The sequence below is a fragment of the Kitasatospora sp. MAP12-44 genome, from assembly GCF_029892095.1.
In the GTDB taxonomy this organism is placed as follows: Bacteria; Actinomycetota; Actinomycetes; order Streptomycetales; family Streptomycetaceae; genus Kitasatospora.
Map to the genome: position 1 here is coordinate 6886017 of NZ_JARZAE010000004.1, position 26976 is coordinate 6912992.

A 26976-nucleotide genomic window follows, 5' to 3' on the forward strand; every position below is an offset into this window, starting at 1 on the left:
ATGATTCTGCCTCACTGCTCACTCAGGTGGCCAGCCGTTTTCGACCGGCGGCGAAAAGCCCGAGGGGCCGTGGCGGGAAGCCACGGCCCCAAGGGCGCTGATCAGGTGTCAGGTGTCAGCGAACAGCTGGTGTCAGGAGGTGGTGATGCCCGTGTCGTCGATCACGAAGCTGGTCTGGGCCGAGGAGGAGTTCTCGACGCCGTTGAACTTCAGGGTGACGCTCTTGCCGGCGTAGGACGAGAGGTCGTAGGTGTGCAGGGAGTAGCCGTTGTTGGCGTTCAGGTTGGAGAAGGAGGACACCGTGGTGCCGTTGGCCGAGACGGTGAGCTTGTCGGCCGCGGTGGTGCTGGTCTTGTTGGTGTCGATGTGCAGCCAGAAGGTGAGCGAGGCGTGGCAGCCGGCGGGGATGGTGACGGTCTGCGACAGGGTGTCGGTGTGGGCGGCGCCGTAGCCGTCCAGCCAGGCGTCGTAGTTGCCGGAGTGGGCGGGCTCGGAGACGGTGTCACCGTTGATGACGCCGGCGGTGGCGGTCCACGGGGAGGCGGAGCCGGTCTCGAAGCCGGGGTTGCCGAGCAGGTTGGAGCCGGCGCCGGAGCAGCCGGTGGAGGTGCTGACGGTCCAGGTGAAGGACGCCGAGCCGCTGGCGCCGGTGGTGTCGGTGGCCTTGACGCTCACGCTGTAGGTGCCGGCGGTGGAGGCGGTGCCGCTGATCAGGCCCGAGGAGCTGATCGACAGGCCGGTCGGCAGACCGGTGGCCGAGTAGGTCAGCGTCTGGCCACTGGCCGAGTCACTGCCACTGACCTGCAGGCTGACCGAGCTGCCCGTCGTGGTCGACTGGTTGCCGGGGCTGCTCACCGTGACGGTGTTGCCACCGGTCGAGCCGCCGGCGGTGAAGGCCGCCAGGCCGTTCGGGGTGCCGAGGCCGGTCGGGCCGTCGTAGCCGGGGCCGGCGGTGCACAGGTAGCTCGGCGAGCAGGTGCCGTTGTTGCCGCTGGTCACGTCGTTCAGTGAACTGGTGTGCTGGTACGGGTACTTGGCCGGGTAGTCCGAGGCGCCCGGGGTGCCGGCGTCGGCGTAGACCGAGGCGATGATCGGCGAGGAGGCGCTGGTGCCGCCGTAGACGTTCCAGCCGGAGCCGCCGAAGGTCTGGTAGACCGCGACACCGGTGGCCGGGTCGGCGACGGCGGAGACGTCGGCGACGGTGCGCATCGAGCAGCCCGTGTCGGTCTGCCAGCTGGGCTTGGGGTCGTAGGCCGAGCAGCCGGAGCCGGTGCCCTCGGTGCTGCTGGTCGACCAGACGGTCTCGCCCCAGCCGCGCGTGCTGGAGTCGCGGCTCAGCGAGGTGCCGCCCACGGAGGTGACGTACTGCGACGAGGCCGGGTACTCGGCGCCGTAGGCGGAGTCACCGGCGGAGACGGTGATCGCCACGCCCGGGTGGTTGAAGTAGCTGCTGTCCGAGCTGAGGTCGGTCGAGTCCTCGCTGCCGCCGTAGCTGTTGGAGACGTACTTCGCGCCCAGGGTGACGGCCTCGTTGACCGAGGCGCCCAGGTCGCCCATGTTCGCCGAGGTGGCCTCGACCAGGATGATGTGGGCGTTCGGCGCGACGGCGGAGACCATGTCGAGGTCCAGCGAGATCTCGCCGGCCCAGCCGGTGTCGCTGGTCGGGTAGCTGGTCGTGCCGGTCTCGCTGACCTTCTTGAAGCAGCCGTTGGCCGTGGTGCAGGCGGGCAGCCCGTACTGGGTGCGGTAGGCGGCCAGGTCGGACTCCGCGCTGGGGTCGTCCTGCGCGTCCACGATGCCGATGGTGGCGCCGGCGCCGCCGTTGGCGGGCAGGTTGTACGCGCTCTGCAGGTCGGACGGGCCGTAGCCGGACGGCGTCGCGTTCGGCGACAGGACGTGCGGCTCCACGACGTTGGTGCGGGCCAGGGCCAGGCAGGCCATCTGGCCGGGGTGCGTCGGCGCGGCGCAGAGCCGCTTGACGTCGTGCTGACCGGCGCTGGAGGCGCCGGCGGCCTGGGCCGCGGGAGCGGTGAAGGCCAGCAGGCCCATCGCGGTCAGCGCGAAGGCCGGCAGGGCAGCGGTCGCCGCGCGCAGCTTGTGCTGACGTCGGCCGCTGGGTGTCTGGGTGCGCAAGAGAAGTCCTCCGGTGGGGGTCGGGGTCGCGGCCCATCCGGCTTGGGTTGAGGCCGGTGCATGAGGGCGCGCGCCCGTGCTGGTGGATCTCGGCACGTGCGGATGGCCGGCTGCTGGGTGGCCACCGGCCGGGTCTGCTGCCGCGCAGGGGTGCATGCCGCGCGGACGCAGGTGCTGGTGCTGGTGCTGGTGGCGCTGTGCGGCGGCGCGGCCGGCCGCTTCGTTGCGGCCGGATCGCGGGTGGGGGTGCGAGCGCCGAACTTCGGATGGCAGGGGCATGACATGAATCAGCCCGCACCAATCCGGCGTAGCCGGTTCGGTGCGGGGCTGACGTTAGTGCGCGTTCACGACAAGCGGCAAGGTCCGGGGCGGATCCTTTGCCGAGTCGAAATCATCAACTCCACGGCGCGGGAGCTGGTTTGAGCCACCGTCAGACGGTATTCGGGCGACCCGTCAGGCCGGCGCTGAGCAGCGCCCAGAGCGCCTCGAAGTCTGCGGTGGACCGATCGTTCGCCCACTCCGGGGCATGCGCGGGGTCATGGAAGCGCGTGGTGGCCTGGAACACCGCGCGGGCCGTGGTCTGCACATGGACGGGGGTGAACTCGCCCTGCCAGATGCCGTCCTGGAGGATCACGGCGATCTGGCCGGTAAGCACCTCGACGTGCGCGTCGACCATGGCACTGTGCTCGCCGACCAGTGCCAGGTAGGTGGCGAAGAGCTCGGGGTCGACCAGCGCCTTGCGCCGCTTGGCGGCGAACAGCGTGCTCAGCCAGCGGTGCAGCCGCTCGCGGGCCGGACCCTTCTCGGCGGTGATCGCCTGCAGGCTGTCGTGCGCCTGGTCCAGCCAGCGCTGGGTGACCGCCTCCCGCAGGGCGGCCTTGCTGGGGAAGTGGCGGTAGACGCTGCCGTGGCTGACGCCCAGGGTCCGGGCGATGTCCACCACGGTGGCCTTGGCCGGGCCGAACCGCCGCAGGACGTCCTCCGCCGCGCTCAGGATCTGCTCGGGGGTCAGGGCACTGTCGGTGGTCACGGGGTGGTACGTCCTTAGGGATCCGGCGGCGGTCGCGGTGCGGTCGGTGGCCGCACCGCGACACGGGTGCCGAGCGGGTGCCGTGCGGGTGCGGAGCGCCCGCGGTGGCGCTCAGTGCTCGCTGTCGAGGCTGGCCATCTGTGCCGCAGCGTACCGGTCCCCGAGGGCGGCGCCCGCCGGGATGGCGGTCTCGATGGCCGCCAGGTCGTCCCCGCTGAGCCGGACGGACAGCGAGCCGAGCGCCTCGGCCAGCCGCTCGCGACGGCGCGCGCCGACCAGCGGCACGATGTCCTCGCCACGCGAGGAGACCCAGGCGATGGCCACCTGCGCGACGCTGACGCCCTTGGCGTCGGCGATCGTACGCAGCGCCTCCACCAGGCTGAGGTTGTGGGCCAGGTTGTCGCCCTGGAAGCGCGGGCTGTGGCCGCGGAAGTCGGCCCCGGTCACCTCGCGGTCCTTGGCCCAGTGGCCGCTGAGCAGGCCGCGCGAGAGCACGCCGTACGCGGTGATGCCGATGCCCAGCTCGCGGGCGGCCGGCAGCACCTCGGCCTCCAGGGTGCGGGAGATCAGCGAGTACTCGATCTGCAGGTCGCTGATCGGGTGGACGGCGGCGGCGCGGCGCAGGGTGTCGGCGCCGACCTCGGAGAGGCCGATGTGCCGTACGAAGCCGGCCTGCACCAGGTCGGCGATCGCGCCGACGGTCTCCTCGATCGGGACGTTCGGGTCGAGGCGGGCCGGGCGGTAGATGTCGATGTGGTCGGTGCGCAGGCGGCGCAGCGTGTAGGCGAGGGCGGTCTTGGTGGCGGCGGGGCTCGCGTCGTAGCCCAGCCAGGCGCCGTCCGGGCCGCGCTGGGCGCCGAACTTGACGCTGATCTGGACGGCGTCGCGGTCGCGGCCGCGCAGCGCCTCGTGGATCAGCAGCTCGTTGTGGCCCATGCCGTAGAAGTCGCCGGTGTCGATCAGCGTGACGCCGGCGTCCATCGCGGCGTGCAGGGTCGCGATGGACTCGGCCTCGTCGGCGGGGCCGTACATGTCGGACATGCCCATCGCACCGAGGCCGAGGGCGGAGGTGGTGGGGCCGGTGCTGCCGAGCTTGCGGGTGGGGAGGGCGGTGGTCATGTGGGGCTCCAGGCGGGGTGGGGCGGGGTGGGGCGGGGTGGGTGGCCGGTAGTGGCTTCGCTGACAACTATGGCATGACGGATGACAGATTTCAATATCTGTCAGTCCATAGTCCATAGCTCACCCCCTTGGCCTGCTCGGGCGCTGGCAACTCGCCGTGTCTGCACGTGTCTTGACGGTGCATAACCTGCTCCTTACTGTTCACTTTTGATTACTTGAGTTCGGGTGAGAGTGATCAATCTGCGTAATCCACCATTCGCGCGCATGGCCGAGTCCGGCGAAGCCATCGGAGGCTGCAGCACGATGCGAACCCCTTCCCCCACCACCGGCACCACCAGAGCGGGGAGCACGGCGGCGGCGCTCGCCGTCCTCGCCCTCTGCCTCGCCCTGATCGGCGGCCGGGCCCCCGCCCAGGCCGCCACCCCCACCACCGTGGCCAAGGCCGCCACCCCAGCCACCAACACCACCCGCGCCACCGCCACCAACACCGCCATCACCGTCGACGGCAGCTCCCCCGGCCGCACCTTCGACGGCGTCGGCGCGATCAGCGGCGGAGGCGGCAACTCCCGCCTGCTGCTCGACTACCCCGAACCGCAGCGCACCCAGATCCTCGACGACCTCTTCAAGCCCGGAGCCGGCGCCGACCTGCAGATCCTCAAGGTCGAGATCGGCGGCGACACCAACTCCACCGACGGCGCCGAGTCCTCCATCGAGCACACCCGCGGCACCGTCGACTGCAACAACGGCTACGAGTGGTGGCTGATGGAGCAGGCCAAGGCCCGCAACCCCGCCATCAAGCTCTACGCCCTCTCCTGGGGCGCCCCGGGCTGGGTCGGCAACGGCAACTTCTGGTCCCAGGACATGATCGACTACCTGATGTCCTGGATGGGCTGCGCCCAGCAGCACGGCCTCGCCATCGACTACCTCGGCGGCTGGAACGAGCGCGGCTACAACGCCGCCTGGTACGAGAACCTGCACGCCACCCTCGCCGCCAAGGGCTTCGGCGCGACCAAGGTGGTCGGCGCCGACGACGACTGGAGCATCGCCACCGCGATGCGCTCCGACAGCGCGCTCGACAACGCCGTCGACATCGTCGGCACGCACTACCCGTGCGGCTACATGTCCGCGATGACCAGCTGCTCCAGCACCCCCGACGCCATCGCCACCGGCAAGCAGCTCTGGGCGAGCGAGAACGGTTCGGAGGACGCCGACACCGGCGCGGCCCCGATCGCCCGCGCCATCAACCGCGGCTACCTCGACGCCAAGATGACCGCCTTCATCAACTGGCCGCTGGTGGCCTCGCTCTACCAGAACCTCGGCTTCAACACGATGGGCCTGGTCACCGCGAACCAGCCCTGGTCGGGCAACTACGAGGTCGCCCGCAGCACCTGGGCGATCGCGCAGACCAGCCAGTTCACGGCGCCCGGCTGGCAGTACCTCGACTCGGCCTCCGGCTACCTGGGCGGCAACCGGGCCAACGGCAGCTACGTCAGTTACGCCGCGCCCGGCAGGACCGCCTGGAGCACGGTCTTCGAGACCATGGACGCGACGGCCGCGCAGACGGTCACCCTGAACGTGGCGGGCGGCCTGCCGGCCGGCGCGCTGCACGTCTGGTCCACCGACTTCTCCAGCAACGCCGCCACCGCCCACCTGGTCCCCGGCGCCGACCTCACGCCGACCGCCGGCGGCTACCAGCTCACCCTGCAGCCGGGCCACATCTACACCGTCACCACCACGACCGGCCAGGGCGCCGCCGCCGTCGCCTCCCCGCAGCGCGCTGTGCTGGCGCTGCCGTACAGCGACTCGCTGGCGGGCACCGCGACCGGTCAGGAGGCCCGCTACTTCTCGGCGATGAACGGCGCGTTCGAGACCGAGCCCTGCGCCGGCGGCCGGGCCGGGCGCTGCCTCCAGCAGCAGGCCCCGACCACCCCGATCCGCTGGACCGACGAGGCCGCCGACCAGCCGTACAGCCTGATGGGCGACCTTAGCTGGACCAACTACACCGTCAGCGCCGACGTGCTGCTCCAGCACGCCGGCACCGCCGAGCTGCTCGGCCGGGTCGGCACCCAGGGCCGCAACAACAACGGCCTGAACGCCTACAACCTGAAGATCAGCGACACCGGCACCTGGACCCTGCTCAAGAGCAACGGCACCTGGGCCTTCACCACCCTGGCGAGCGGCACGGTGCCCGCGCCGGGTCTGGGCAGCTGGCACAACCTCGCGCTCACCTTCCAGGGCAGCAGCATCACCGCTCAGGTCGACGGTACGGCGGTCGCCACGGTGAGCGACAGCAGCTACGGCGCCGGTCAGATCGCGCTGGGCACCGGCGGCTACTACGGCGCCCAGTTCAGCAACCTGAGCATCACCCCGGGCCCCGCCACCCCGCTGGACGGCACGTACCAGCTGGTCGGCGCGAACAGTGGCCAGCTGCTGGACGCCGCCAACCAGGGCACCACCGACGGCACCCCGGTCATCCAGTGGCCCGGCAACGGCGGCGCCAACCAGCAGTGGCGGCTCGCCTCGACCGGCGACGGCTACTACACGGTCACCGGCGTGGCGAGCGGCAAGGCGCTGGACGTGCCGAACCTGAGTGCCGTCCCGGAAACCCAGCTGGACCTCTGGACGCCCAACGGTGGCACCAACCAGCAGTGGCTGGTGGTCCCGGCCGCAGGCGGCGGCTACACGCTGGAGTCCCGCTCGGACGGCCAGCTGCTGGACATCGACGGCGCGTCGCTGCTGATGGGCGCCAAGGCGATCCAGTGGCCCGCCGACGGCGGCGCCAACCAGCGCTGGCAGCTGGTGAAGACGGGATAGGCCGCAGCCGAGGGCCCGCCGTACCCACCATCGCGAGCGCGGCAGCGAGCGCGGCGGCGGGTACGGCGGGCCCTCGGCGTGTCCGGGACCGGCCGGTCTCAGTCGTGGACCTGACTCTGGTTCCGGTAGGCGAGGTCCTGGTACTCCGGGTGGCGCTGCATCCAGGCGTGGATGAACGGGCAGGTCGCCAGCACCGCCAGCGAGCGCGCCCGCGCGTCGTCCAGTGCCGTCCGGGCCAGCGCGCCACCGATGCCCCGGCCCTCGAAGACCGGGTCGACCACGGTGTGCGGGTAGATGACCAGCTGGTCGCCGCGGATGTACTGGGCGAAGCCGGCCGGCCGACCGTCGACCTCCGCCTCGAAGCGGTTCGCCGACGGGTTGTCCTTCACGGTCACACTCATCCGCCACGCACTCCCTGGTTCCGGTCCGCCGCTGCACCGTTCGCATCATCCGGGCACCGGCCCCGCCGGTCGCCGGGGCTCGCGGCACCCGGGCGCGCCGTCACCCGTCCGCCGTCACCGGCGCGCACCACCCGCGCACCACCCGCGCGCCGTCACCCGTCCGGCGCGGATCGGGTGCGCCGCGCTGTCCTCGCCCTGCCGAGCGCCGCGCGCAGGTCCATCGTGGAGGGGTGGACGCGACCCGCCGATCCACTCGGCGGCTCCCCGCGACACGCCGCGAAAACACCCGGCGCGACACCCCGTGCCACACCAGCGACGCAGCCACGACGCAGCCACGACACACCCGCGCGACGCTCGCGACACGCTCGGCTCCCGCTCGCGGGGCAGGGCCACCTCGCAGGAATCCGAACGGTTCTTCTAGGCTCACCTCTCGGCTTCCTCATCTCGCGACGCGATCCCGCGCCGCGGAGTGGAGGCCGGTGTCCACGGGGGTCCTGGGTGAGCCGGGACCGCCGGATCAAGCGAGGAGGACGCATGTCGACCAGCCGTTCCATCGCACCACGCAACTCCCGGCCGCCCGCAGGCACGGGGCCGGGGAGCCTGGTGGGTCCCCTGCGCGTGTCGTGCACTCTGCGCCCGTGTGCCCTGGCCGTTCCGCTGAATACGGGAAGCCACCTCGGGGGTGTCCGGTGAGCCCGAACCCCGCGAGTACCGCGGACCGGTCCACCGAGCCGGGCGCGCCGTCGCCGACGCCGGGGTCCGGCTCCGGCGAGCCCGCCGCCGCGCCCGCCGGAGGCGGTGAGGACCCGGCCCCCAGGGCCGAGGCGCTGCCAGGCCTGCCCCGCACCATCGCCGCCCGCGCCCGCACCCTCTCCACCGCGGTGGCAAGCCGCTGCGCCGACCTGGCCCGCCTGGAGTCGCCGAGCGGCGACGCCGAGCGCTTGAACGCGCTGGCCGAGGAGCTGGCGGCCGGCTACCGGGCCACCGGGGCCCAGGTGAGCCGCGAGCGCGGCCCGGCCGGCGACCACCTGCTGCTCAACTGGGCCGGCCAGGACGAGAGCCTCCCGCACCTGCTCTTCGTCGGCCACCACGACACCGTCTGGCCGGCCGGCACCCTCGCCGACTGGCCGGTGACCGAGCACGACGGCGTGCTCAGCGGTCCTGGCGTGCTGGACATGAAGGCGGGCCTCGCCCTCCTCGAAGGCGCCTTCGCGCTCCTCGCCGACCTCGGCCTGCGACCGCACCGCTCGGTGCGCGTGGTGGTGACCGCGGACGAGGAGATCGGCAGCCCGGACGGCCGCCGTGTGGTGGAGCGCCAGCTCCCCGGCGCCGCCGCCGTCCTGGGCCTGGAACCGCCGCACGAGGACGGCCGGCTGAAGACCGCCCGCCGTGGCAGCACCCGGGTCAAGCTCACCGTCACCGGCCACGAGGCGCACGCCGGTAACCACCCGGAGGACGGCACCTCGGCGGTCGACGAGCTGGTGGACCAGCTGGTCGCCGTCCGCGGGCTGGCCTGCCAGCCGGGCACCGAGCTCAACACCGGCCGGATCCGCGGCGGCACCAGAGCCAACGTGGTGGCCGGCCAGGCGGAGGCCGAGCTCGGCCTGCGCTTCTCGACGCCGGAGGCCCAGGCCAGCACCCTGGACAACCTGGCCCACCTGACCGCGCTGCGGCCGGGCGCGCTGGTGCGTACCGAGGTGCTCTCCTCCCGTCCGGCCTGGCCCGAGCGGGAGGGCAACCAGCTGCTGCGGCACGTCCGCTCGCTGGCCGCCGCGCTCGGCCAGCAGCTGGACGGCGCTCCGGCCGGCGGCGCGGGGGACACCAACCTGGCGGGCGCCCGCGGCCTGCCGACGCTGGACGGCCTCGGCGCGGTCGGCGCGGGCCCGCACGCCCGCGACGAGCACATCGAACTGGACCAGCTGGGCCCGCGCATCGCCCTGCTGGCCGGTCTGCTGGCCGTGCCGCTGCCACGCCTGGGCAGCCGCCTCTGAGCTGCGGCGGGGGCGGACCTGAGACGGGTCCGCCCCCGCCTGTCTCGGCAAGCGCTTGTCACGGGAAGGGGAACGACTACACAATGGACCCGACCGAACGGTCAGTCGGGAGGTAGTCGCCATGGTGGCAGCGCAGTCGGAAGCCGAGCACGAGCAGTCGGCCCTGCAGGAGCGGTTCGATGCGGTGATCGCCGCCGAGCAGCGGATCGAGCCGCGGGACTGGATGCCGGACGCCTACCGGGCCACGCTGATCCGGCAGATCGCCCAGCACGCGCACTCGGAGATCATCGGCATGCAGCCGGAGGGGAACTGGCTCACCCGGGCCCCCTCGCTGCGCCGCAAGGCGATCCTGCTCTCCAAGGCCCAGGACGAGGCGGGCCACGGGCTCTACCTTTACGCGGCCGCCGAGACCCTGGGCGTGGACCGCGCCGAGCTGACCGAGAAGCTGATCAGCGGGCGGCAGAAGTACTCCTCGATCTTCAACTACCCGACGCTGACCTACGCCGACGTCGGTGTGATCGGCTGGCTGGTGGACGGCGCGGCGATCTGCAACCAGGTCCCGCTCTGCCGCTGCTCCTACGGGCCGTACGCGCGGGCGATGGTGCGGGTCTGCAAAGAGGAGTCGTTCCACCAGCGGCAGGGCTACGAGCTGCTGATGACGCTGATGCGCGGCACCGAGGGCCAGCGCCGGATGGCGCAGGACGCGGTCGACCGCTGGTGGTGGCCGTCGCTGATGATGTTCGGCCCGCCGGACGGCGACTCGCCGAACACCGAGCAGTCGATGGCCTGGCGGATCAAGCGGCACACCAATGACGAGCTGCGCCAGCGCTTCGTCGACATGACCGTCCCGCAGGCCGAGCACCTGGGCATCACCCTCCCCGACCCCGAGCTGCGCTGGAACGAGGAGCGCGGCAGCTGGGACTTCGGCGTGCCGGACTGGGCGGAGCTGCAGCAGGTGATCAAGGGCAACGGCCCGTGCAACGCCCAGCGGGTCGACCGCCGCCGGGCCGCGCACGAGGACGGCGCCTGGGTGCGGGAAGCCGCCGTGGCGTACGCGGCGAAGCAGCAGGCGAAGCGGAAAGAGCGCGAGGAGAGCAATGTCTGAGTCCAACTGGCCGCTCTACGAGGTCTTCGTGCGCCCCCGGCGCGGCCTGAACCATGTGCACGTCGGTTCGCTGCACGCCGCCGACGACCGGATGGCGCTGCTCGCCGCCCGCGACCTCTACACCCGGCGCAACGAGGGCGTCAGCCTGTGGGTGGTCCGCTCCAGCGCCATCACGGCCTCCTCGCCCGACGAGAAGGACGCGTTCTTCGAGCCGTCCGGCGACAAGGTCTACCGCCACCCGACCTTCTACGACATCCCCGAGGATGTCCCGCACATCTGACCTGGGGACCACCATGACGGACGATCACGTCTACCTGACACTCGCCGAGTCGGACCACGAGGCCGAGGCCCGCTGGGCCTACGGCACGGGATTCGCCGATCCGCTGCTGGGCGTCGACACCACCGTGCCGCCGGACGTCGACGGGGCCGACCTCTCGCTCTACTGCCAGCTGCTCGGCGACGACGCGCTGATCCTGGCGCAGCGGCTGACCGAGTGGTGCACCCGGGCGCCCGAGCTGGAGGAGGAGGTCGCCCTCGCCAACCTCGGCCTCGACCTGCTCGGCCAGGCAAGGCTGCTGCTCACCCGGGCCGGCCAGGCCGACGGCAGCGGGCACACCGAGGACGACTTCGCCTACTGGCGCAGCGAGCACGAGTTCCGCAACGTGCGGCTGGTCGAGGCCGAGAACGGCGACTTCGCCTTCTCGGTGGCCCGGCTGCTGGTCTTCGCCACCGCCCGCCGGGCGCTCTACGAGCTGCTCGCCGACGCGAGCGACCCGGTGCTCGCCGCGGTCGCCGTCCGCGGCGCCAAGGAGCTGGCCTACCACCAGGAGTACGCGGCCTCCTGGACGCTGCGTCTCGGCGACGGCACCGCCTACTCGGGCGAGCGGATGCAGGCCGGGCTCGACGCGGTCTGGCCGCTGCTGGACGAGCTGTTCACCGCGCACCCGGTGGAGCAGCGGCTCGGCTTCGACCCCGCCGTGCTGCGCGAACCGGTGCTCCGCTCGCTCACCGAGGTGATCACCGGCGCCGGCCTGACGGTGCCCGGCGCCCTGCCGCTGGCCCGGATCGGCGGCCGGGCCGGTCGCGACGGCGTGCACACCGAGGCACTCGGCCCGCTGCTGGCCGAGTTCCAGTCGGTGGCCCGCGAGCACCCGGGGGCGACATGGTGACCACCCTGCTCCCGGCGGCGGAGGTCGCGGCGACCGTCCCCGACCCCGAGCTGCCGATGCTGACGCTGGCCGACCTGGGCGTGCTGGCCGGCGTGGAGCAGCAGGGCGAGGCCGTGACGGTCTGGCTGACCCCGACCTACTCGGGCTGCCCGGCCGTCGCCGAGATGGCCGCGGACGTGGACGGCCGGCTGCGCGCGGCGGGCTACACCGACGTCCGGGTGCGGCTGCGCCTGGACCCGCCGTGGAGCACCGACCTGATCACCGCCGAGGGCCGCCGCAAGCTCGCCGAGGCCGGCATCGCGCCGCCGGGCCCGACCGCGGCGGCGCCGTCCGGGCTGTTGCGCCTGGGGCCCACCCGGCTCTCCGTCGACTGCCCGCAGTGCGGTTCGGCCGACACCGAGGAGCTGTCCCGCTTCGGCTCCACCGCCTGCAAGGCGCTCTGGCGCTGCCGCGCCTGCCGCGAGCCGTTCGAACGTATGAAGGAGATCTGATGGCGCCCCGCCGACCGCAGTTCCAGCCCCTGCGGATCTCCGCCGTCGACCGCCTGTGCGAGGACGCGGTCGCCCTCACCTTCGAGGTGCCCGCCGAGCTGGCCGAGGACTTCACCTTCCGGGCCGGCCAGACGCTGACCCTGCGTCTGCTCACCGAGCAGGCCGACGAGCGTCGCTCGTACTCGATCTGCTCACCGGTCGGCGGGCCGCTGCGGATCGCGGTGCGCGAGGTGCCGGGCGGGCTCTTCTCCGAGCAGCTGGTGCGCCGGGCCGCGGTCGGCGACACCGTCGAGGTGCTGGCACCCAGCGGCACGTTCACCGCCGACCTGAGCGTCCCGGCCGAGCACGTGCTGATCGCCGCCGGCTCCGGGATCACCCCGATGCTCTCGATCGCCGGCTCGGTGCTGGCCGCCCACCCCGACGCGCGGGTCACGCTGCTCTACGGCAACCGGCGCAGCGACACCGTGATGTTCGCCGACGAGTTGGCCGACCTCAAGGACCGCTACCTGACCCGCTTCGAGCTGGTCCATGTGCTCTCCCGGGAGGCCCGCGACGCCGAGCTGCTCAGCGGCCGGTTGGACGCGGAGCGGGTCGGCGCGCTGCTCAAGGCGCTGGTGGAGGTCGAGTCGGTCGGCCACTGGTGGCTCTGCGGCCCGTATGGCATGGTGGCCGGCGCCCGCGAGCTGCTCACCGAGCTGGGGGTCCCGGGCGCGGCGGTGCACCAGGAGCTCTTCCACGCCGAGGACGAGCCGATCACCGAGAGGCCCGAGGAACAGGCGCCCGACGGCGAGCTCAGCGCGGTCACCCTGGTGCTGGACGGGCGGCGCAGCGAGCTGCGGCTGCCGCGCGACCGCAGCGTGCTGGACGGCGCCCAGCACGCCCGCCCCGACCTGCCGTTCGCCTGCAAGGGCGGCGTCTGCGGCACCTGCCGGGCGCTGGTGACCGAGGGCGAGGTGACGATGCGCCGCAACTTCGCCCTGGAGGAGAAGGAGCTGGCGGCCGGCTACGTGCTGACCTGTCAGGCCCGGCCGGTCACCGACCGGGTGACGGTCGACTACGACCGCTGAGCCGGTACGGGCCGTCGGCGGTGGTCAGGCGATCGGGCTGATCACCACCGCCGTGCCGTAGGCGCAGATCTCGGTCCCGAGGTCGGCAGCCTCCGTGACGTCGAAGCGCATCATCAGCACCGCGTTGCCGCCGCGCGCCCTGGTCTGCTCGACCAGCCGCTCCATCGCCTGGTTGCGGCTCTCCACCAGGGTCTTGGTGAGGCCCTTCAACTCACCGCCCATCATTGACTTCAGCGAGGCGCCGATCTGCGTCCCGAGGTGCCGGCTGCGCACCGTCAGGCCGAAGACCTCGCCGATCACCCGATCCACCCGGTGACCGGCGATGTCCTGGGTGGTCACCACGAGGATGTCCGCGTTCGGGGCCTGCCCGCCGCCGTACTCGTCAAGGTTGCTCATGCGCCCATCCTGCGCGAACAGCGCTTCGCCGCCCGGCAGCCACGTCCGCGAGGAGCGAATTCCTGCCGCCGACCGGTGAGTGGCGCACGGAAAGGCCGTACCGTAGGCGCATGGGAGAGCGAAGCGGTCATCCGCAGGGGTCGGGAGCGACGGACAATCCGGGCGCGCTGGAGATCGAGGCGACCGTGGTGCTGGGCATCCGGATCACCGACTGGCCCGCGCTGCGGGCCGCGGCCCTGGCAGCCGTCGAGGAGCTGGAGTTCGTCGGCATCGACCCGGCCGCGCAGCGCCGTGAGCTGCTGCGCGAGGTGGCCGAGGACCCGCACGCCGCGCTCGGCGCGCTGCTCCACCCCGACCGCCTGGTCGGCGCGCTGCCCGGCATCGAACCGCTCGGCGGGACGCTGGAGATCAGCACCACCGACGACTTCGCCCCCGACTTCGCCGAGCTCTTCCCGCTCGACGCCGAGGACGGCGAGCCGGGCGACTGGTCGCTCACCCCGCGCACCGCCTGCCTGCTGCACACCCAGCTGCTCGCCCTGGCCGACGCCGCCTACGACGACCTGGAGGAGCACGGCGACGAGCCGGTGACCGACGGTGACGAGCACGACTGGGCGGTCTTCGCCCGCCTGCCGCGCCGCAGCTGGGTGCTGCACCGCTCCTGGCGGCGCGCGATGGCCCGGGCCTTCGACGACCTGGCCGAGGACCTCGGTCTCGGCGAGTGGCCGCTGCCGCGCTGCCCCGGCGAGGAGCTGGCGCTGCGCCTGGCCCTGCTGGACGCGCGCTCGCTGCTCGGCTCCCAGCCGCAGGCGGTGGCCGATCTGATGGGCGATCTGCCGGCCGACCTGTACGACTACGACTGGGAGGGCTGCGGCGACGAGCTGCTCGGCGTCTACGACCTGGCCGGTCAGGACGCGGACGAGGACAGCGCGGTCCGGCTGGACAACGTGCTCGCCGCCACCCACCCCGAGGGCTGGTTCCTGCCGTACGAGGAGGCCGAGGAGCGCGACCCGGGCCGCGGGTACCGCCGGTAGCCTGTCCGGGTGACCTCACCGTTCGACGCTCCCAGCCCCGCCACCGCCGATCCCGCCGACCTCGCCGACCGGGACGCCAACCCGCAGTACGTGCTGCCGCTGCTGGTCCGCCTGGAGCGGGCCGAACCGCCCGCCCGGACCGACGCGCTGGAGACCTCCGCGCGCGCCGTGCTCACTCTGCTCGCCGACCCGCGCGCCGCCGGTGACGGCGAGTGGGCGGAGCTGGTGCACGCCTGGGAGGACGCCCGGATCCGCAAGGTGGTCCGCCGGGCCCGCGGCGGCGAGTGGCGCAAGGCCGGCGAGCTGCCCGGCATCACGGTCACCGGCGAGACCGCCGAGGTGCGGGTCTTCCCGCCCGTCCCGCTGGACGGCTGGCCCAAGGAGCTGGCCAAGCTCCAGGTCTCCGGCACCGACCTGGACGACCCCGCCCCGCCCGCCGCGCCCGCGCCCGGCCTGCCGGTGCTCTGGCTCAACCCCGAGCTGGAGATGAGCGCGGGCAAGACCATGGCGCAGACCGGCCACGCCGCCCAGCTCACCTGGTGGCGCCTGGACGAGGCCCAGCGCAAGGAGTGGGCCGAGGTCGGCTTCGCCCTGGCCGTCCGCACCGCGACCCCCGACCGCTGGGCCGACCTGACGGCCGGCGACCTCCCCGTGGTCCGCGACGCGGGCTTCACCGAGATCGCCCCCGGCTCCTGCACCGTCGTCGCGGACCACCCGGCCCTGCGCCGCGGATAGCCGCTACGACTGCGTGGCGGAGGCCAGGCCGGGAGGGGCGGAGGCCAGGGCGGCGCGGATCGCGTCGACCAGGGCGAGCGCGGACTCCTCGGTGAGCTCGACGGCGACGCGGGCCGAGGCGCCGAGCGCGGGGTTGAGGAAGTCGATGTTGACGGTGTGCTCGAAGGGCGCGTGCTGCGGGTGGTCCACGCAGACCATCGCGGTGGTCAGCGGGATGTAGCCGGTCGCGCTCTTGCCGCTGCCCTGGATCTCGGCCAGCTCGGTCAGGTAGGTGCACATGGGTGGCTGCTCTCCGCTCAGGCGCCGAGGTGGCGGCGGTAGAAGTCGAGGATCCGGGCCCAGCCCTCGGTGGCGGCCTCCGGGCGGTAGCTGGGGCGGTCGACCGCGAAGAACGCGTGGCCCGCGCCCTGGTAGCTGTGGATCTCGTACTCCTTGCCGGCCGCCTTCAGCAGGTCCTCCAGCTCGGCGACCGCCTCGGGGGAGGGGTACTTGTCCTCCGCGCCGAACAGGCCGAGCAGCGGGCAGGAGAGGTCCTTGACGCGGTGGCCGATCGGCTCGACCTGCACCGGGAAGCCCTCCGGCGGCGTGCCGGTGACGAAGGCGCCGTAGCAGTCCACCGCGGCCTGAAGCTCCAGGTGGGTGGCGGCCAGGAAGGCCTGCCGCCCGCCCGAGCAGTGGCCGATGACGCCGACCCGGCCGTTGGCGGAGCTGAGCGCGCGCAGGTACGCGGCGGCGCCGGCCACGTCGCCGACCAGCCGCTCGTCCGGCACGCCGCCCAGCGCGCGGACGGTCGCGGAGGCGTCGTCCGGCGCGGCGCCGGGGGCCTCGCGGCTGAACAGGTTGGGGCAGACCGCGTTGAAGCCCTCGGCGGCGAGGCGGCGCACCATCTCCTTGGTGCTCGCGTCGTAGCCGGGCAGGTGGTGGATCACCACGACGCCGCCCAGCGGGCCGGGGGTCAGCGGCCGGGCGGAGTACGCCTCGATCGCGTCGCCGCCGTGGCCGGTGATGGTGATGGTCTCCGCGATCATCGCGTCGTACATGGCTGCCGGGGCCCTTCGGTGGGGAGAACAGGATCCGTTGATCGGCAGCGTATCGGGTCCCGCTTTCCACCTCAGGCCGGGTAGGCGTGCGTCTGGGCGGCTTTGACCGTGGCCCAGATCGTGCCGCCGGGGGCCAGGTCGAGTTCGGCGGCGGCGGCCGGGGAGAGGTCGGCGGCCAGCGGGAGCTCGCCGGTCAGGTCCGCGCGGACCTGGTCGCCGTGCAGGTCCAGGCCGACCACCGTGAGCGCCCAGCAGTTGCGGGCGCTGGAGTCGGGACGGCTGCGGTGCAGGGTGACGGCCGAGGGTGGGAACGCCACGAAGGCGGGTCCCGAGAGCTCGTCCGAGCTGGTCACCACCGCGCCGCCCTCCAGTTTCACCACGTGCCCCTCGGCGGTGCCCTGATAGAGGTTCAGGCCGACCAGCCGGGCGATGTAGTCGGTGCGCGGGCGCCGAGAGATCTCGGCGGGCGTACCGGCCTGGACCAGCCGGCCGTCCTCGATCACCACCAGCCGGTCGGCGAGCACCATGGCGTCCAGCGGGTCGTGGGTGACCAGCACCGCGACGGCGGAGAACTCGGCCAGGTGGCGGCGCAGTTGGGAGCGGACGTCGAGCCGGGTGCGGGCGTCCAGGGCGGCCAGCGGTTCGTCGAGGAGCAGCAGGCGAGGGCGGACGGCCAGCGCCCGGGCCAGCGCGACCCGCTGGGCCTGACCGCCGGAGAGCTTGCCGGGGCGGTCGCCGGCGTGCTCCTCCAGGCCCATCCGGGCCAGCCAGGGCAGCGCCTCGGCGCGCGACTCCTTCTTGGAGCGGCCCTGGCAGCGCAGGCCGAAGCCCACGTTGTCGAGCGCGCTGAGGTGCGGGAAGAGCAGGTAGTCCTGGAAGACCACGCCGACCGGCCGCTGCTCGGCCGGGGTGTGCAGACCGGTCGCGGGGTCCTCCAGCGTGGCGCCGTCCAGCCGCAGGTGGCCGGCGTTGAGCGGCAGCAGGCCGGCCAGTGCGCGCAGGGCGGTGGACTTGCCGGCGCCGTTCGGTCCGAGCAGGGCGATCACCTCGCCGGCGCCGGCGGTCAGCGCGAGGTCGAGCGAGAAGCCGGGCCGCTCGACGTGCAGGTGGGCGTCCAGCGAGTGCGTCGTCATCAGCTCATCCATCGGTCGCGCAGGCCCACCAGGACCGCGATCGAGACGGCGAGCAGCACCAGGCTGAGCGCGATCGCCGCCTCCGGGTCGGTCTCCATCGCCAGGTAGACCGCCAGCGGCATGGTCTGGGTGGTGCCGGGGAAGTTGCCGGCGAAGGTGATCGTCGCGCCGAACTCGCCGAGCGCACGGGCCCAGGCCAGCACCGCACCGGCCCCCACGCCCGGTGCGATCATCGGCAGGGTCACCCGCCGGAAGGCCGTCAGGCGCGAGGCCCCGAGGGTGGCCGCCGCCTCCTCGTAGCGCGGGTCGGCCGCGCGCAGCGCGCCCTCCACGCTGATCACCAGGAACGGCATCGCCACGAATGCCTCGGCGACCACGACCCCGGCGGTGGTGAACGGCAGGGTGATGCCGAAGGCCGAGTCCAGCCAGCGCCCGACGATCCCGTTGCGTCCCAGCGCCAGCAGCAGCGCCACGCCGCCGACCACCGGCGGGAGTACCAGCGGCAGGGTGACCAGGGCGCGGATCAGCCGCCGTCCGGGGAACTCGGTGCGGGCCAGCAGCCAGGCCAGCGGCACCCCGAGGACCAGCGACACGGCGGTCGCGCTGGTCGCGCAGACCAGCGACAGCCGCAGCGCGCTCCAGACCGCCGCACTGGACAGCTGGCTGGGCATCGCGCTCCACGGCGCCCGGATCAGCAGGGCGACCAGTGGCAGCACCAGGAAGACCAGGCCCAGCAGGGCGGGCAGCAGCAGGGCGAGCGGGACCCGAAAGCCCCGCTTCGCCCTCGCCGCTGCCGTGGCGATCACTGTCACGGCGCCTTGAAGCCCGCCGCGGCCAGCACCTGCTGGCCCTGGGCCGACTCGACGTAGGCGATGAACGCCGCGGCGCCGGCCGCGTTCGGGGCCTTGGCCAGGTCGGCGATCGGGTACTCGTTGACGGCCTTGGCGGCCTCCGGGAAGTCGACCCCGTCGACCTTTCCGCCGTCGGCCTTGACGTCGGTCTGGTAGACGATCGAGGCGTCGACCTCGCCGAGCTCGACCTTGGTGAGGGCGCTCTTGACGTCCTGCTCCAGGGTGACCGGCGTGAGCTTGACGCCGGCCGCGGTCAGTGCGCTCTGCGCGGCGGAGCCGCACGGCACCTGGGTCGCGCAGAGCGCGACCTTGACGCCGGGCGCGGCGAGCGACTGAAGGCTGGTGAGGTTCTTCGGGTTGCCCTTGGGAACGGCGATCTCCAGCGTGTTGCTGACGAAGTTCTTCGGGGTGCTCGCGTTGTCCTTGGCGTCGGTGACGGTCTTCATGGTCGCCGGGCTGGCGGCGGCGAAGACGTCGGCGGGGGCGCCGGAGACGATGCTCTGGGCCAGCGCGGAGCTGCCGCCGAAGTTGAACTTCACCGTGCTGCCGGGGTTGGCGGCCTCGAACGCCTTGCCCAGGTCGGTGAAGGTCCCGGTGAGCGAGGAGGCGGCGAAGACCGTGATGGTGCCGGTGACCTTGGGCGCCGACGAGGTCGAGGCGCTCGAGGCGCTCGCGGCGGAGGTCGAGGACATCGAGCTCTTGGAGGAGCTGCAGGCGGTCAGGCCAACGGCCAGGGCGAGCACGGCGAGCGAGGCGGCGGCGGTGCGGGACCGGGTGGTGGTCATCGGTAGATATCCCCTCTGCCGCGCCGTCAGGGCGCGGGGTGCGGTCGGTGCGGGCCGGTCCGCCGCGTCGTGCGGCGAAAGGGGGCGGCCCAGGCGCCGCATGGGTTCTCAATACTGTCGTATCTGCGGGCGCCGTGCCGATCATAGTGCCGCAAATGCAAGCCTGAAATCCCTTGTGCCTTCGCACAGGCCAACCGGCCCCCGAAGCCCCCGCGACCTGTGCGAACCGTGGGAAAAGCCCTGGCGGGATGCCCCGACGGTTCGTCAGAGTAGGGGCTTACCCACGGGGAGGAAACCCTAAATGTCCACGCTGCGCGTCACAGCCGAACGGCTCACCGTCCTGGTGCATCCGAACGCGGATGCTCTGGAGCTGGCCCAGGTCGGCCTCTACCGGGCGGTGGTCGCCAAGGGCGCCTACCGCACCGGTGAGTACGCCGTCTACCTCCCCGAGCAGTCGGTGCTGCCCGCCGCACTGATCGAGGAACTGGGCCTCACCGGACGGCTGGCGGGCCCCGACGCCGACCGGGTCCGGGCGGTGCGGCTGCGTGGCGAGCTCTCCCAGGGCATCGTCTGCCGTCCGGGCGCGCTGGCCGGCGTCGACCTGGTCGCGGCCGCGGCCGAGGGCCGCGACTTCGCCGCCGAGCTGGGTGTGACCAAGTGGTCGCCGCCGATCCCGACCACGATGAGCGGCGACGTGGAGGCCGCCCCCGACCTGCTGCCCTGGGTCGACATCGAGAACTTCCAGCGCTTCCCGGACGCCTTCGAGCCGGGGGAGCAGGTGGTGCTGACCGAGAAGCTGCACGGCAGTTGCTGCCTGCTCACCTACCACGCCGGCAGCGGTGCGGTGCAGGTCTCCTCCAAGGGCATCGGGGCCCAGGGCCTGGCACTCAAGGAGGACCCGGTCAATCTGTACTGGCGGGCCGTCAGGGCGCACGGCGTGCCCGTAGTGGCCGCCGAACTGGCCGAGCGGCTGGGCGCCGAGAGGGTCGGCATCTTCGGCGAGGTCTTCGGCGCGGGCGTGCAGGACCTCGGCTACGGTGCCTCGGGCCGCGCCGAGCTGCCCGGCTACGCGGTCTTCGACGTCTCCGCCGTGATCGACGGGCAGCTGCACTGGCTGGATGCGGCCGAGCTGCTCACCGGCCGGCTCCCGCTGGTGCCGCAGCTGTGGAGCGGGCCGTTCGACACGGCCACCGTGTTGGCGCTGGCGGACGGTCGGGAGACCGTCTCGGGTCGGCAGCTGCACCTGCGCGAGGGCGTGGTGATCCGGCCGGTCGTGGAGCGGCACAGCTTCACGCTGGGCGGCCGGGCCATCGCCAAGGTGGTCAGCGGCGCCTACCTGACCCGCAAGGGCGGCACCGAGTATGAGTGAGACATGCCTCCGGCGCGGCGACGCACCGAGCTGACGTGGTGTCAGAGCGTGTCGGCGGGAGGCACGTACGCTGCAAATATGATCACCCATGAGGACCGCAGGCTCCGTGCCCTGGCCGCCCAGGGGAGTTGGGCGGAGCTGCTCGGGATCTACCGGCAGACCCGGGCGGCCACCGCGGCGCTGAGCGGTGAGCGGGCCGCGGCGCGCGAGGCGGCGGCCTTCGGCCACGAACTCGCTTTCGCCGCGCCGGCCGAGGTCGGGGCCGGCCTCTTCGACCCGTCGGCCGGTCCCGGCGCGGTGGCGGGGGAGTACGACGGCCGGGTCGGGCCGCTCTGGGAGGTGCTGGCCAGCCGGCACAGCTGGGCGGTGCTGGACCCGCTGCTGCCCGGGGAGCCGATCCGCACGCTGGTGGCGCACACCCGGGTGCTGCTCGGCGAGGACCTCACGGACAGCACCTTGACCGGCACGAACCCGCCGCTGGCGCTGCGGCCGTGGGAGCAGGCGGGTTGGGAGCCGGGCAGCCGGGTCACCAGCTACCGGCGCGGCGGCGCGGCGGCCACCGCGCTCTTCTCGCTGCCGGACACCCGCGAGGGCCTCGGCCCGATCCGGCTGCCGGCCCCGGGCAGCGCGCTGCCCGGCCCCGACCAGCCCGCCACCGCCGCGCTGCGCGGCCTGTCCAGTTGGCTCAGCACCCGCTGCCTGCGCGGCTCGGCCCCGGACGCGGCCGCCCTGCTGGCACCCAGCGGAGCACCCGCGACCGGCGGCTACATCCCCTTCGCCCTCGCCTACCCGGCGCTGGTGCGGGCCGCCTCCGGAGCCGGCGCCTACGGCGAGCCGGGCGGCGCAGCGCGCGGCAGGATCGCCGTGTGGGGCGCGCTGGCCGCGATGGCGGACCCTTTCGGCGCCGCCCCCGCCGAGGAGGTGGACGCCCTGGTGGCACGGATGCGCTGCTTCACCTGGTGCGACCCGGCCGACGAGATCTGGCACCTGCACCTGGCCCTGGAGGACCCGGCCACCGGCCTGGCCTGGGCGGTCAGCGGCTCCGACTACGACTGATCGGCGGCTACAGCAGCGCCTGGGTGCCCGAGCAGGTGAGGGTGCCGCTGGCGGTGGCGCTCTGGCCGGTGAGCTGCGAGACCGGCATGGCCTTGAGGGTGATGGTGTCGACCGTACGGCTCGCGGTGCCGGGGGCCGCGTCGCCGGCGGTCGACCAGATCGTTCCGCTGCTGCCGCTGGGGGTGAGCAGCAGCGAGGGCTTGCCGCTCTGGAAGCTCAGGACGGCGGTCGCGCCGTCGGTGCTGCTGGTCGCCGTCAGCACGATGTCGCCGGCCGGGTCCTTCTTGCCCAGGCAGGCGGCGTTGTCGAAGTGGAAGGCCGCGCCGCCGGTCCCGGTCAGCGTGAGGGTGCCGCCGCTGGTGCCGTCGCTGCTGCTCGGCGTGCCGGTCACCGCGGGGGCGGCGGCGGGCGGGATCGGTGCGGTGGCCGTGCTCGAAGGGCTCGATCCGCAGCCGGTGACCAGCAGGAGCGGGAGGCCGGCAAGGGCGGCGGTGATCGGGAGGCGACGCGATATTGCGATCATAAAGCCCGAGCATACGGGGGAGTTGGCCGGTATTTTGCAGATGCAATCCGATAACCGAGGCAACCTGAAAGGCCGTCATGACGACCGAACCCACTGCCGGATCCACTGCCGCATCCGCTCAGCCCGCCCACGCCTCCGGCAGCTTCGCCATCGGCGGCGACCTGCCCGTGCACCGCCTGGGCTACGGCGCCATGCAGCTCACCGGCGCGGGCATCTGGGGCGAGCCCCGCGATCCCGACGAGGCGGTGCGGGTGCTGCGCCGCGCCGTCGAGTTGGGCGTCACGTTCATCGACACCGCCGACTCCTACGGGCCGTTCGTCTCCGAGCTGCTGATCAAGGAGGCCCTGCACCCATACGCCGACGAGCTGGTGATCGCCACCAAGGCCGGGCTGACCCGCAGCGGACCGGACGCCTGGCACCCGGTGGGCCGGCCCGAGTATCTGCGCCAGCAGGCCGAGCTGAGCCTGCGTCATCTGGGAGTGGAGCGGATCGACCTCTTCCAGCTGCACCGCATCGACCCCAAGGTGCCGTTGGCCGAGCAGCTCGGCGAGCTGGTGCTGCTGCAGAAGGAGGGCAAGATCCGGCACATCGGCCTCAGTGAGGTCAGCGTGGCGCAGCTGGAGGAGGCCGGGCGGCACGCCGTGATCGCCTCGGTGCAGAACCTCTACAACCTCGCCAACCGGCAGTCCGAGGAGCTGCTGGACCACGCGCAGGCGCACGGCATCGCGTTCATCCCGTGGTTCCCGCTGGCCACCGGCGAACTCGCCCGCCCGGGCGGCGCCTTGGACGCGCTCGCGCGCGAACACGGCGCCTCCCCCTCGCAGTTGGCGCTGGCCTGGCTGCTCAAGCGCTCGCCGGTGATGCTGCCGATCCCGGGCACGTCCTCGGTGGCGCACCTGGAGGACAACGTCGAGGCGGCCCGCATCCGGCTGAGCGACGCGGAGTTCGAGGCGCTCAGCGCTGCCGTCTGAGCGCCTGAGGACCCGGGCGCGGGCACAGCCCGACCGGCACATGGTGGGCGGCGTCGCGACGCCCACCATGTGCCGGTCGGGCTCAGGCGCGCTCGGCGAGGGCCAGGTACCGGTCGTCCAGGTCCGCGTAGTGCGTCAGCCGCCAGCCCGCGTCCGCCAGCAGCGGGCGCAGGTTGGGCTCGGCGCGCAGGTCGTCGGGGGTGAGCGCGCGGCCGTGCCGGGCGGCCAGCGCGGCCCGGCCGACGGGGTGGAACAGCGCGAGCCGGCCGCCCGGTCGGGTGGCGCGGGCCAGGTCGGCCAGCGCGCCCTGCGGGGCCGGCAGGTGGGAGATCAGGCCGGCCGCGAAGACCGCGTCGAGCACGCCGTCGCGCAGCGGCAGCCGTCCGCAGTCGGCCGCCACCAGGCAGGCCGCCGCGCGCCGCCCGAGCGCGGCGGCCTGCTGGAGCATCTCCGGCGTCAGGTCCAGGCCGAGCACGGTGCCCGCCGCCCCCACCGCCCGCCGCAGTTCGGGCAGTGCGCGCCCGGTGCCGCAGCCCGCGTCGAGCACCGTCTGCCCGGGGCGCAGACCGAGTTCGGTGACGGCGGCGGCGTAGCGCGGGCCGTCGTCGGGGAAGCGGATCTCCCAGTCCGCCGCGCGGGAGGCGAAGAACTCCCGGGTACGGGCGAGCTGTTCGGCGTGGTCGGTCGGCATCGGTGCTCACTCCTCTGGACGGCCCGGAAGCGTATGGACTGCCCGGGAGCCTACCCGTGACCTGCGGCCGAGTGTGTCGTTGAAATACCGGGTGAGGCAGCGGGCGGGCCATAAACTGAGGTTAGCCTTACCTATCTTTGGAGCTGCCTTGAGCCCACCAGTCGCGCCCGCCGGTCCAGCCGCCCCCGCCGTGCCGGGCGAGGCCATCCTGCGTCGCCAACGGGTCCGCGAGTCCGCCGCCCGCACGTACGCGCGCTCGTTCCCGATCGTGCCGGTGCGCGCGCACGGCATGACGGTCGAGGGCGCCGACGGCCGCCGCTACCTGGACTGCCTCTCCGGCGCCGGCACCCTGGCGCTCGGCCACAACCACCCGGTGGTGCTGGAGGCGATCCGGCGCACCCTCGACAGCGGCGCTCCGCTGCACCTGCTTGACCTCGCCACCGCGGAGAAGGACGACTTCACCACCGCGCTCCTGGAGAGCCTGCCGGCCGCCTTCGCCGACCGCGCCCGGGTGCACTTCTGCGGCCCGGCCGGGACGGACGCGGTCGAGGCGGCGCTCAAGCTGATGCAGACCGCCACCGGCCGCCGCGGCGCGCTCGCCTTCACCGGCGCCTTCCACGGCATGACGGCGGGCGCCCTCGCGGTCAGCGGCAATCTCGCCGCCAAGGCCCCGCTGCCCAGTGGCGGCGAGGTCACCCGGCTGCCCTACCCCTACTCCTACCGCTGCCCGTTCGGGCTGGGCGGGGAGCAGGGCGAGCGGATGGCGGCGGTCTACACCGAGCGGCTGCTGGACGACCCGTCGGGCGGCGTGCTGCGCCCGGCCGCGATGATCCTGGAGCCGGTGCAGGGCGAGGGCGGCACGGTACCGGCGCCGGACGGCTGGCTGCGTGCGATGCGCCGGATCACCGCCGAGCGCGGCATCCCGCTGGTCGTGGACGAGGTGCAGACCGGCGTCGGCCGCACCGGCACGATGTGGGCGGTCGAGCACAGCGGGATCATGCCGGACGCCATGGTGCTCTCCAAGGCGATCGGCGGCAGTCTGCCGCTCGCGGTGGTGGTCTACCGCGAGGAGTACGACAGTTGGCGGCCCGGCGCGCACACCGGGACGTTCCGCGGCAACACCCTGGCGATGGCGGCCGGCGCGGCCACCCTGCGCTACGTCGCCGCCCATGCGCTGGCCGACCGGGCCCGGCAGGTGGGCGGATGGCTGATGGCGGAGCTGGTCGCGCTGCGCGCCGCCCTGCCGGTGATCGGCGACGTGCGCGGGCGCGGGCTGATGATCGGCGTCGAACTGGTCGACCCCGCCGTCGAGGTGGACGGCTGCGGTGCCCGGCCGGCGGACCCCGCGCTGGCGGTCCGGGTCCGCGAGGCGTGCCTGGCGCGCGGGCTGATCGTCGAACTCGGCGGCCGGCACGGCGCGGTGCTGCGGCTGCTGCCGCCGCTGACCATCACCGACGAACAGGCCAGGGCGGTGCTGGAGCGGCTGGCCGAGGCGATCGCCGTCGCGTCCGCGCCCGGCGCGGGGGAGGTCCGATGAGTACGATGCCCGAACTCCCGCCGCTGGCCGGGGGAGTGGCCGGAGCGGCGGCACTGCGACCGCTGCTCGAGACCGTCCTGGCCGCGCTCGAGGCCGGCGCCGAGCGCCGCGGCGGCCCGCTGCCGCCCGGTGACCCGGCGGCCCTGGCCGCGCTGGTCCGCGGGGAGTTCCAGCGCACCGAGTCCGATGTGCTGGAGCGGCTGACCGAGCTGCTGGCGCACGGCGCTGCCGACCCCGCCGATCCGTTCTGCGCGGCGCACCTGCACTGCCCGCCGCTGGCGGTGGCGGTCGCCGCCGACCTGGCCGTCGACGCGCTCAACCCCTCGCTGGACTCCTGGGACCAGGCGCCGGCCGCCACCGTGCTGGAGACCGAACTCCTGGAGGAGCTGGCCGTCCTGGTCGGCTACCGGCCCGAACTCGCCGCAGGGGTGGTGACCTCCGGCGGCACCGAGTCCAACCTGCTGGGGCTGATGCTCGCCCGGGACCGGACGCTGCCAGGGACCCCCGAACTGGACGGCGTCGACCAGGCCTTGCGGCCGCGGATCTTCGCCTCCCGGGCGGCGCACTTCTCGATCCAGCGCGCCGCCGCGGTCCTGGGCCTCGGGGAGCGCGCGGTGGTCCCCGTCGAGGTCGACCGCGAACTGCGGATGGACGGCGACGCGCTCGCCGAGGCGCTGGCGGCGGCCGTCCGGGCAGGTGAGCGGCCGATCGCGGTGGTCGCCACCGCCGGGACCACCGACACCGGCGCGATCGACCCGCTGCACCGGTGCGCCGACCTGGCGGCCGAGTACGGCGCCTGGCTGCACGTGGATGCCGCGTACGGCGGCGGCGCGCTGCTCTCTGACCGGCTGGCCCCGCTGCTGGACGGCGTGGCCCGGGCCGACTCGGTCTCGCTGGACTGGCACAAGCTGGGCTGGCAGCCGGCCGCCGCCGGGATCTTCCTGGCCCGCCGGGTCGAGACCTACGCCTCGCTGGCCCGCCGCGCGGTCTACCTCAACCCGGCGGACGACGAGGAGGCCGGCTACCCGAGCCTGCTCGGCCTCTCGCTGCGCACCACCCGGCGGGCCGACGCCTTCAAGATCGCGGTCACCCTGCGCACGCTGGGCCGCCAGGGGCTCGGCGAGATGGTCGACCGCTGCCATGACCTGGCCCTGGCCGGTGCGGAACTCGTACGTGCCCGACCGGAGTTGGTCCTGCACTGCGAACCGCTGCTGACCACGGTGGTGTTCCACTACCGCGCCCCGGGGCTGGATCCGGCGGGGGTGGACCAGCTGAACGGCGAGCTGCGCAGGCGGCTGCTGGCCGGCGGTCGGGCGGTCCTCGGCCGCACCGAACTGCCGGGAGCCGGACCCGGGTTGGTGCGGCTCAAGCTCACGCTGCTGAATCCGCACACGAGCGAGGCGGAATTGGCCCGACTGCTGGACGAGGTGGTCGGTACCGGCCGGCTGCTGGAGGCCGATTCCGGGGGGACCGGTAACTGGTGATCCATACCATCCGAAGGGGAATTCCAGCGGGTCGATTGGAGGAATAGCCAGGGG

27 protein-coding genes are annotated in these 26976 nt (G+C 73.4%); 15 read left to right on the top strand and 12 right to left on the bottom strand.

The window, feature by feature from the left end; genetic code table 11:
• Positions 1-132: 132 nt before the first annotated feature.
• Positions 133-2049, bottom strand: coding sequence for a putative Ig domain-containing protein (locus tag P3T34_RS31325; RefSeq protein ID WP_280672507.1), 1917 nt, complete (start codon positions 2047-2049; stop codon positions 133-135).
• A 180-nt stretch (positions 2050-2229) separates the two neighbouring features.
• Here P3T34_RS31325 and P3T34_RS31330 point away from each other — a divergent pair, with 180 nt between their 5' ends.
• Positions 2230-2556 (top strand): hypothetical protein, encoded by a 327-nt coding sequence (locus P3T34_RS31330; RefSeq protein WP_280669410.1) that lies wholly within the window; start codon positions 2230-2232, stop codon positions 2554-2556.
• A gap of 7 nt (positions 2557-2563) precedes the next feature.
• Here P3T34_RS31330 and P3T34_RS31335 read toward each other — a convergent pair whose 3' ends face one another.
• Both P3T34_RS31335 and P3T34_RS31340 read right to left on the bottom strand, forming a co-directional pair.
• Positions 2564-3163 (bottom strand): TetR family transcriptional regulator, encoded by a 600-nt coding sequence (locus P3T34_RS31335; protein ID WP_280669411.1) that lies wholly within the window; start codon positions 3161-3163, stop codon positions 2564-2566.
• A 111-nt stretch (positions 3164-3274) separates the two neighbouring features.
• The gene (locus tag P3T34_RS31340) at positions 3275-4282 is read right to left on the bottom strand and encodes an aldo/keto reductase (RefSeq protein ID WP_280669412.1); all 1008 of its coding nucleotides are present in this window, start codon (positions 4280-4282) and stop codon (positions 3275-3277) included.
• Between the two features lie 303 nt (positions 4283-4585).
• On the opposite strand from P3T34_RS31340, the gene P3T34_RS31345 reads away from it, so the two are divergent.
• The gene (locus P3T34_RS31345) at positions 4586-7096 is read left to right on the top strand and encodes an RICIN domain-containing protein (RefSeq protein WP_280669413.1); all 2511 of its coding nucleotides are present in this window, start codon (positions 4586-4588) and stop codon (positions 7094-7096) included.
• Between the two features lie 98 nt (positions 7097-7194).
• On the opposite strand, the gene P3T34_RS31350 is transcribed toward P3T34_RS31345, so the two are convergent.
• Complete coding sequence (locus P3T34_RS31350) at positions 7195-7497, bottom strand: GNAT family N-acetyltransferase (protein ID WP_280669414.1); 303 nt, start codon at positions 7495-7497, stop codon at positions 7195-7197.
• 689 nt (positions 7498-8186) lie between these two features.
• Here P3T34_RS31350 and P3T34_RS31355 point away from each other — a divergent pair.
• The 6 genes from P3T34_RS31355 (at position 8187) to paaE (ending at position 13320) form a co-directional block, all read left to right on the top strand.
• Positions 8187-9488: a M20 family metallopeptidase gene (locus P3T34_RS31355; RefSeq protein WP_280669415.1), complete on the top strand. Its 1302-nt coding sequence runs from the start codon at positions 8187-8189 to the stop codon at positions 9486-9488.
• A 121-nt stretch (positions 9489-9609) separates the two neighbouring features.
• Entirely contained in the window at positions 9610-10593 is a 984-nt protein-coding gene (gene paaA, locus P3T34_RS31360; protein ID WP_280669416.1) for a 1,2-phenylacetyl-CoA epoxidase subunit PaaA, read from the top strand.
• A complete protein-coding gene (paaB, locus tag P3T34_RS31365; protein ID WP_280669417.1) occupies positions 10586-10873 on the top strand; it encodes a 1,2-phenylacetyl-CoA epoxidase subunit PaaB in 288 nt (95 codons plus the stop codon). The genes paaA and paaB overlap by 8 nt, the downstream gene beginning before the upstream one ends.
• Before the next feature lie 13 nt (positions 10874-10886).
• Positions 10887-11762, top strand: a complete 876-nt coding sequence (gene paaC / locus P3T34_RS31370) for a 1,2-phenylacetyl-CoA epoxidase subunit PaaC (protein WP_280669418.1) — start codon at positions 10887-10889, stop codon at positions 11760-11762.
• On the top strand, positions 11756-12253 hold the full coding sequence (gene paaD, locus P3T34_RS31375) for a 1,2-phenylacetyl-CoA epoxidase subunit PaaD (protein ID WP_280669419.1): 498 nt from the start codon (positions 11756-11758) through the stop codon (positions 12251-12253). The genes paaC and paaD overlap by 7 nt, the downstream gene beginning before the upstream one ends.
• Complete coding sequence (gene paaE / locus P3T34_RS31380) at positions 12253-13320, top strand: 1,2-phenylacetyl-CoA epoxidase subunit PaaE (RefSeq protein ID WP_280669420.1); 1068 nt, start codon at positions 12253-12255, stop codon at positions 13318-13320. Before paaD ends, paaE begins: the two co-directional genes overlap by 1 nt.
• Before the next feature lie 24 nt (positions 13321-13344).
• Here paaE and P3T34_RS31385 read toward each other — a convergent pair whose 3' ends face one another.
• Positions 13345-13716: a YbjQ family protein gene (locus tag P3T34_RS31385; protein ID WP_280669421.1), complete on the bottom strand. Its 372-nt coding sequence runs from the start codon at positions 13714-13716 to the stop codon at positions 13345-13347.
• Between the two features lie 110 nt (positions 13717-13826).
• Between P3T34_RS31385 and P3T34_RS31390 the strand changes: the two genes are divergently transcribed.
• Positions 13827-14747 (top strand): hypothetical protein, encoded by a 921-nt coding sequence (locus P3T34_RS31390; protein ID WP_280669422.1) that lies wholly within the window; start codon positions 13827-13829, stop codon positions 14745-14747.
• Between the two features lie 9 nt (positions 14748-14756).
• Entirely contained in the window at positions 14757-15482 is a 726-nt protein-coding gene (locus tag P3T34_RS31395) for a peptidyl-tRNA hydrolase (protein ID WP_280669423.1), read from the top strand.
• 3 nt (positions 15483-15485) lie between these two features.
• Here P3T34_RS31395 and P3T34_RS31400 read toward each other — a convergent pair whose 3' ends face one another.
• From P3T34_RS31400 to modA, 5 genes are all read right to left on the bottom strand, one after another.
• On the bottom strand, positions 15486-15761 hold the full coding sequence (locus P3T34_RS31400; protein ID WP_280669424.1) for a DUF6295 family protein: 276 nt from the start codon (positions 15759-15761) through the stop codon (positions 15486-15488).
• A gap of 17 nt (positions 15762-15778) precedes the next feature.
• A complete protein-coding gene (locus P3T34_RS31405; protein WP_280669425.1) occupies positions 15779-16522 on the bottom strand; it encodes a dienelactone hydrolase family protein in 744 nt (247 codons plus the stop codon).
• Between the two features lie 71 nt (positions 16523-16593).
• Positions 16594-17655, bottom strand: a complete 1062-nt coding sequence (locus tag P3T34_RS31410) for an ABC transporter ATP-binding protein (protein WP_280669426.1) — start codon at positions 17653-17655, stop codon at positions 16594-16596.
• The gene (locus tag P3T34_RS31415) at positions 17655-18461 is read right to left on the bottom strand and encodes an ABC transporter permease (RefSeq protein WP_280669427.1); all 807 of its coding nucleotides are present in this window, start codon (positions 18459-18461) and stop codon (positions 17655-17657) included. The genes P3T34_RS31410 and P3T34_RS31415 overlap by 1 nt, the downstream gene beginning before the upstream one ends.
• A gap of 2 nt (positions 18462-18463) precedes the next feature.
• A complete protein-coding gene (modA, locus tag P3T34_RS31420; RefSeq protein WP_280669428.1) occupies positions 18464-19291 on the bottom strand; it encodes a molybdate ABC transporter substrate-binding protein in 828 nt (275 codons plus the stop codon).
• Between the two features lie 301 nt (positions 19292-19592).
• Between modA and P3T34_RS31425 the strand changes: the two genes are divergently transcribed.
• Positions 19593-20660, top strand: coding sequence for an RNA ligase (ATP) (locus P3T34_RS31425; protein ID WP_280669429.1), 1068 nt, complete (start codon positions 19593-19595; stop codon positions 20658-20660).
• Between the two features lie 78 nt (positions 20661-20738).
• Complete coding sequence (locus P3T34_RS31430) at positions 20739-21716, top strand: hypothetical protein (RefSeq protein ID WP_280669430.1); 978 nt, start codon at positions 20739-20741, stop codon at positions 21714-21716.
• A 7-nt stretch (positions 21717-21723) separates the two neighbouring features.
• Here the strand turns inward: P3T34_RS31430 and P3T34_RS31435 are convergent, their stop codons facing one another.
• Positions 21724-22239, bottom strand: a complete 516-nt coding sequence (locus tag P3T34_RS31435) for a hypothetical protein (RefSeq protein WP_280669431.1) — start codon at positions 22237-22239, stop codon at positions 21724-21726.
• Between the two features lie 77 nt (positions 22240-22316).
• On the opposite strand from P3T34_RS31435, the gene P3T34_RS31440 reads away from it, so the two are divergent.
• The gene (locus P3T34_RS31440) at positions 22317-23210 is read left to right on the top strand and encodes an aldo/keto reductase (RefSeq protein ID WP_280669432.1); all 894 of its coding nucleotides are present in this window, start codon (positions 22317-22319) and stop codon (positions 23208-23210) included.
• A gap of 82 nt (positions 23211-23292) precedes the next feature.
• Here P3T34_RS31440 and P3T34_RS31445 read toward each other — a convergent pair whose 3' ends face one another.
• Positions 23293-23901 carry a methyltransferase domain-containing protein gene (locus tag P3T34_RS31445; protein WP_280669433.1) on the bottom strand — a complete coding sequence of 203 codons (609 nt, stop codon included), beginning with the start codon at positions 23899-23901 and terminating at the stop codon, positions 23293-23295.
• 148 nt (positions 23902-24049) lie between these two features.
• On the opposite strand from P3T34_RS31445, the gene P3T34_RS31450 reads away from it, so the two are divergent.
• Positions 24050-25438 carry a diaminobutyrate--2-oxoglutarate transaminase family protein gene (locus P3T34_RS31450; protein ID WP_280669434.1) on the top strand — a complete coding sequence of 463 codons (1389 nt, stop codon included), beginning with the start codon at positions 24050-24052 and terminating at the stop codon, positions 25436-25438.
• Positions 25435-26922 carry a pyridoxal-dependent decarboxylase gene (locus P3T34_RS31455; protein ID WP_280669435.1) on the top strand — a complete coding sequence of 496 codons (1488 nt, stop codon included), beginning with the start codon at positions 25435-25437 and terminating at the stop codon, positions 26920-26922. Before P3T34_RS31450 ends, P3T34_RS31455 begins: the two co-directional genes overlap by 4 nt.
• Positions 26923-26976 lie beyond the last annotated feature (54 nt).

Excerpts from the sequence above, each read along its gene's own strand:
- P3T34_RS31435 (WP_280669431.1), bottom strand. The coding sequence starts at position 22,239 with ATGATCGCAATATCGCGTCGCCTCCCGATCACCGCCGCCCTTGCCGGC.
- P3T34_RS31445 (WP_280669433.1), bottom strand. The coding sequence starts at position 23,901 with ATGCCGACCGACCACGCCGAACAGCTCGCCCGTACCCGGGAGTTCTTC.
- P3T34_RS31385 (WP_280669421.1), bottom strand. The coding sequence starts at position 13,716 with ATGAGCAACCTTGACGAGTACGGCGGCGGGCAGGCCCCGAACGCGGAC.
- P3T34_RS31325 (WP_280672507.1), bottom strand. The coding sequence starts at position 2,049 with ATGGGCCTGCTGGCCTTCACCGCTCCCGCGGCCCAGGCCGCCGGCGCC.
- P3T34_RS31405 (WP_280669425.1), bottom strand. The coding sequence starts at position 16,522 with ATGTACGACGCGATGATCGCGGAGACCATCACCATCACCGGCCACGGC.
- paaA (WP_280669416.1), top strand. The coding sequence starts at position 9,610 with ATGGTGGCAGCGCAGTCGGAAGCCGAGCACGAGCAGTCGGCCCTGCAG.
- P3T34_RS31410 (WP_280669426.1), bottom strand. The coding sequence starts at position 17,655 with ATGACGACGCACTCGCTGGACGCCCACCTGCACGTCGAGCGGCCCGGC.
- P3T34_RS31400 (WP_280669424.1), bottom strand. The coding sequence starts at position 15,761 with ATGTGCACCTACCTGACCGAGCTGGCCGAGATCCAGGGCAGCGGCAAG.
- paaB (WP_280669417.1), top strand. The coding sequence starts at position 10,586 with ATGTCTGAGTCCAACTGGCCGCTCTACGAGGTCTTCGTGCGCCCCCGG.
- modA (WP_280669428.1), bottom strand. The coding sequence starts at position 19,291 with ATGACCACCACCCGGTCCCGCACCGCCGCCGCCTCGCTCGCCGTGCTC.
- P3T34_RS31390 (WP_280669422.1), top strand. The coding sequence starts at position 13,827 with ATGGGAGAGCGAAGCGGTCATCCGCAGGGGTCGGGAGCGACGGACAAT.
- P3T34_RS31430 (WP_280669430.1), top strand. The coding sequence starts at position 20,739 with ATGATCACCCATGAGGACCGCAGGCTCCGTGCCCTGGCCGCCCAGGGG.
- paaC (WP_280669418.1), top strand. The coding sequence starts at position 10,887 with ATGACGGACGATCACGTCTACCTGACACTCGCCGAGTCGGACCACGAG.
- P3T34_RS31440 (WP_280669432.1), top strand. The coding sequence starts at position 22,317 with ATGACGACCGAACCCACTGCCGGATCCACTGCCGCATCCGCTCAGCCC.
- paaD (WP_280669419.1), top strand. The coding sequence starts at position 11,756 with ATGGTGACCACCCTGCTCCCGGCGGCGGAGGTCGCGGCGACCGTCCCC.
- P3T34_RS31340 (WP_280669412.1), bottom strand. The coding sequence starts at position 4,282 with ATGACCACCGCCCTCCCCACCCGCAAGCTCGGCAGCACCGGCCCCACC.
- P3T34_RS31425 (WP_280669429.1), top strand. The coding sequence starts at position 19,593 with ATGTCCACGCTGCGCGTCACAGCCGAACGGCTCACCGTCCTGGTGCAT.
- paaE (WP_280669420.1), top strand. The coding sequence starts at position 12,253 with ATGGCGCCCCGCCGACCGCAGTTCCAGCCCCTGCGGATCTCCGCCGTC.
- P3T34_RS31455 (WP_280669435.1), top strand. The coding sequence starts at position 25,435 with ATGAGTACGATGCCCGAACTCCCGCCGCTGGCCGGGGGAGTGGCCGGA.
- P3T34_RS31345 (WP_280669413.1), top strand. The coding sequence starts at position 4,586 with ATGCGAACCCCTTCCCCCACCACCGGCACCACCAGAGCGGGGAGCACG.
- P3T34_RS31350 (WP_280669414.1), bottom strand. The coding sequence starts at position 7,497 with ATGAGTGTGACCGTGAAGGACAACCCGTCGGCGAACCGCTTCGAGGCG.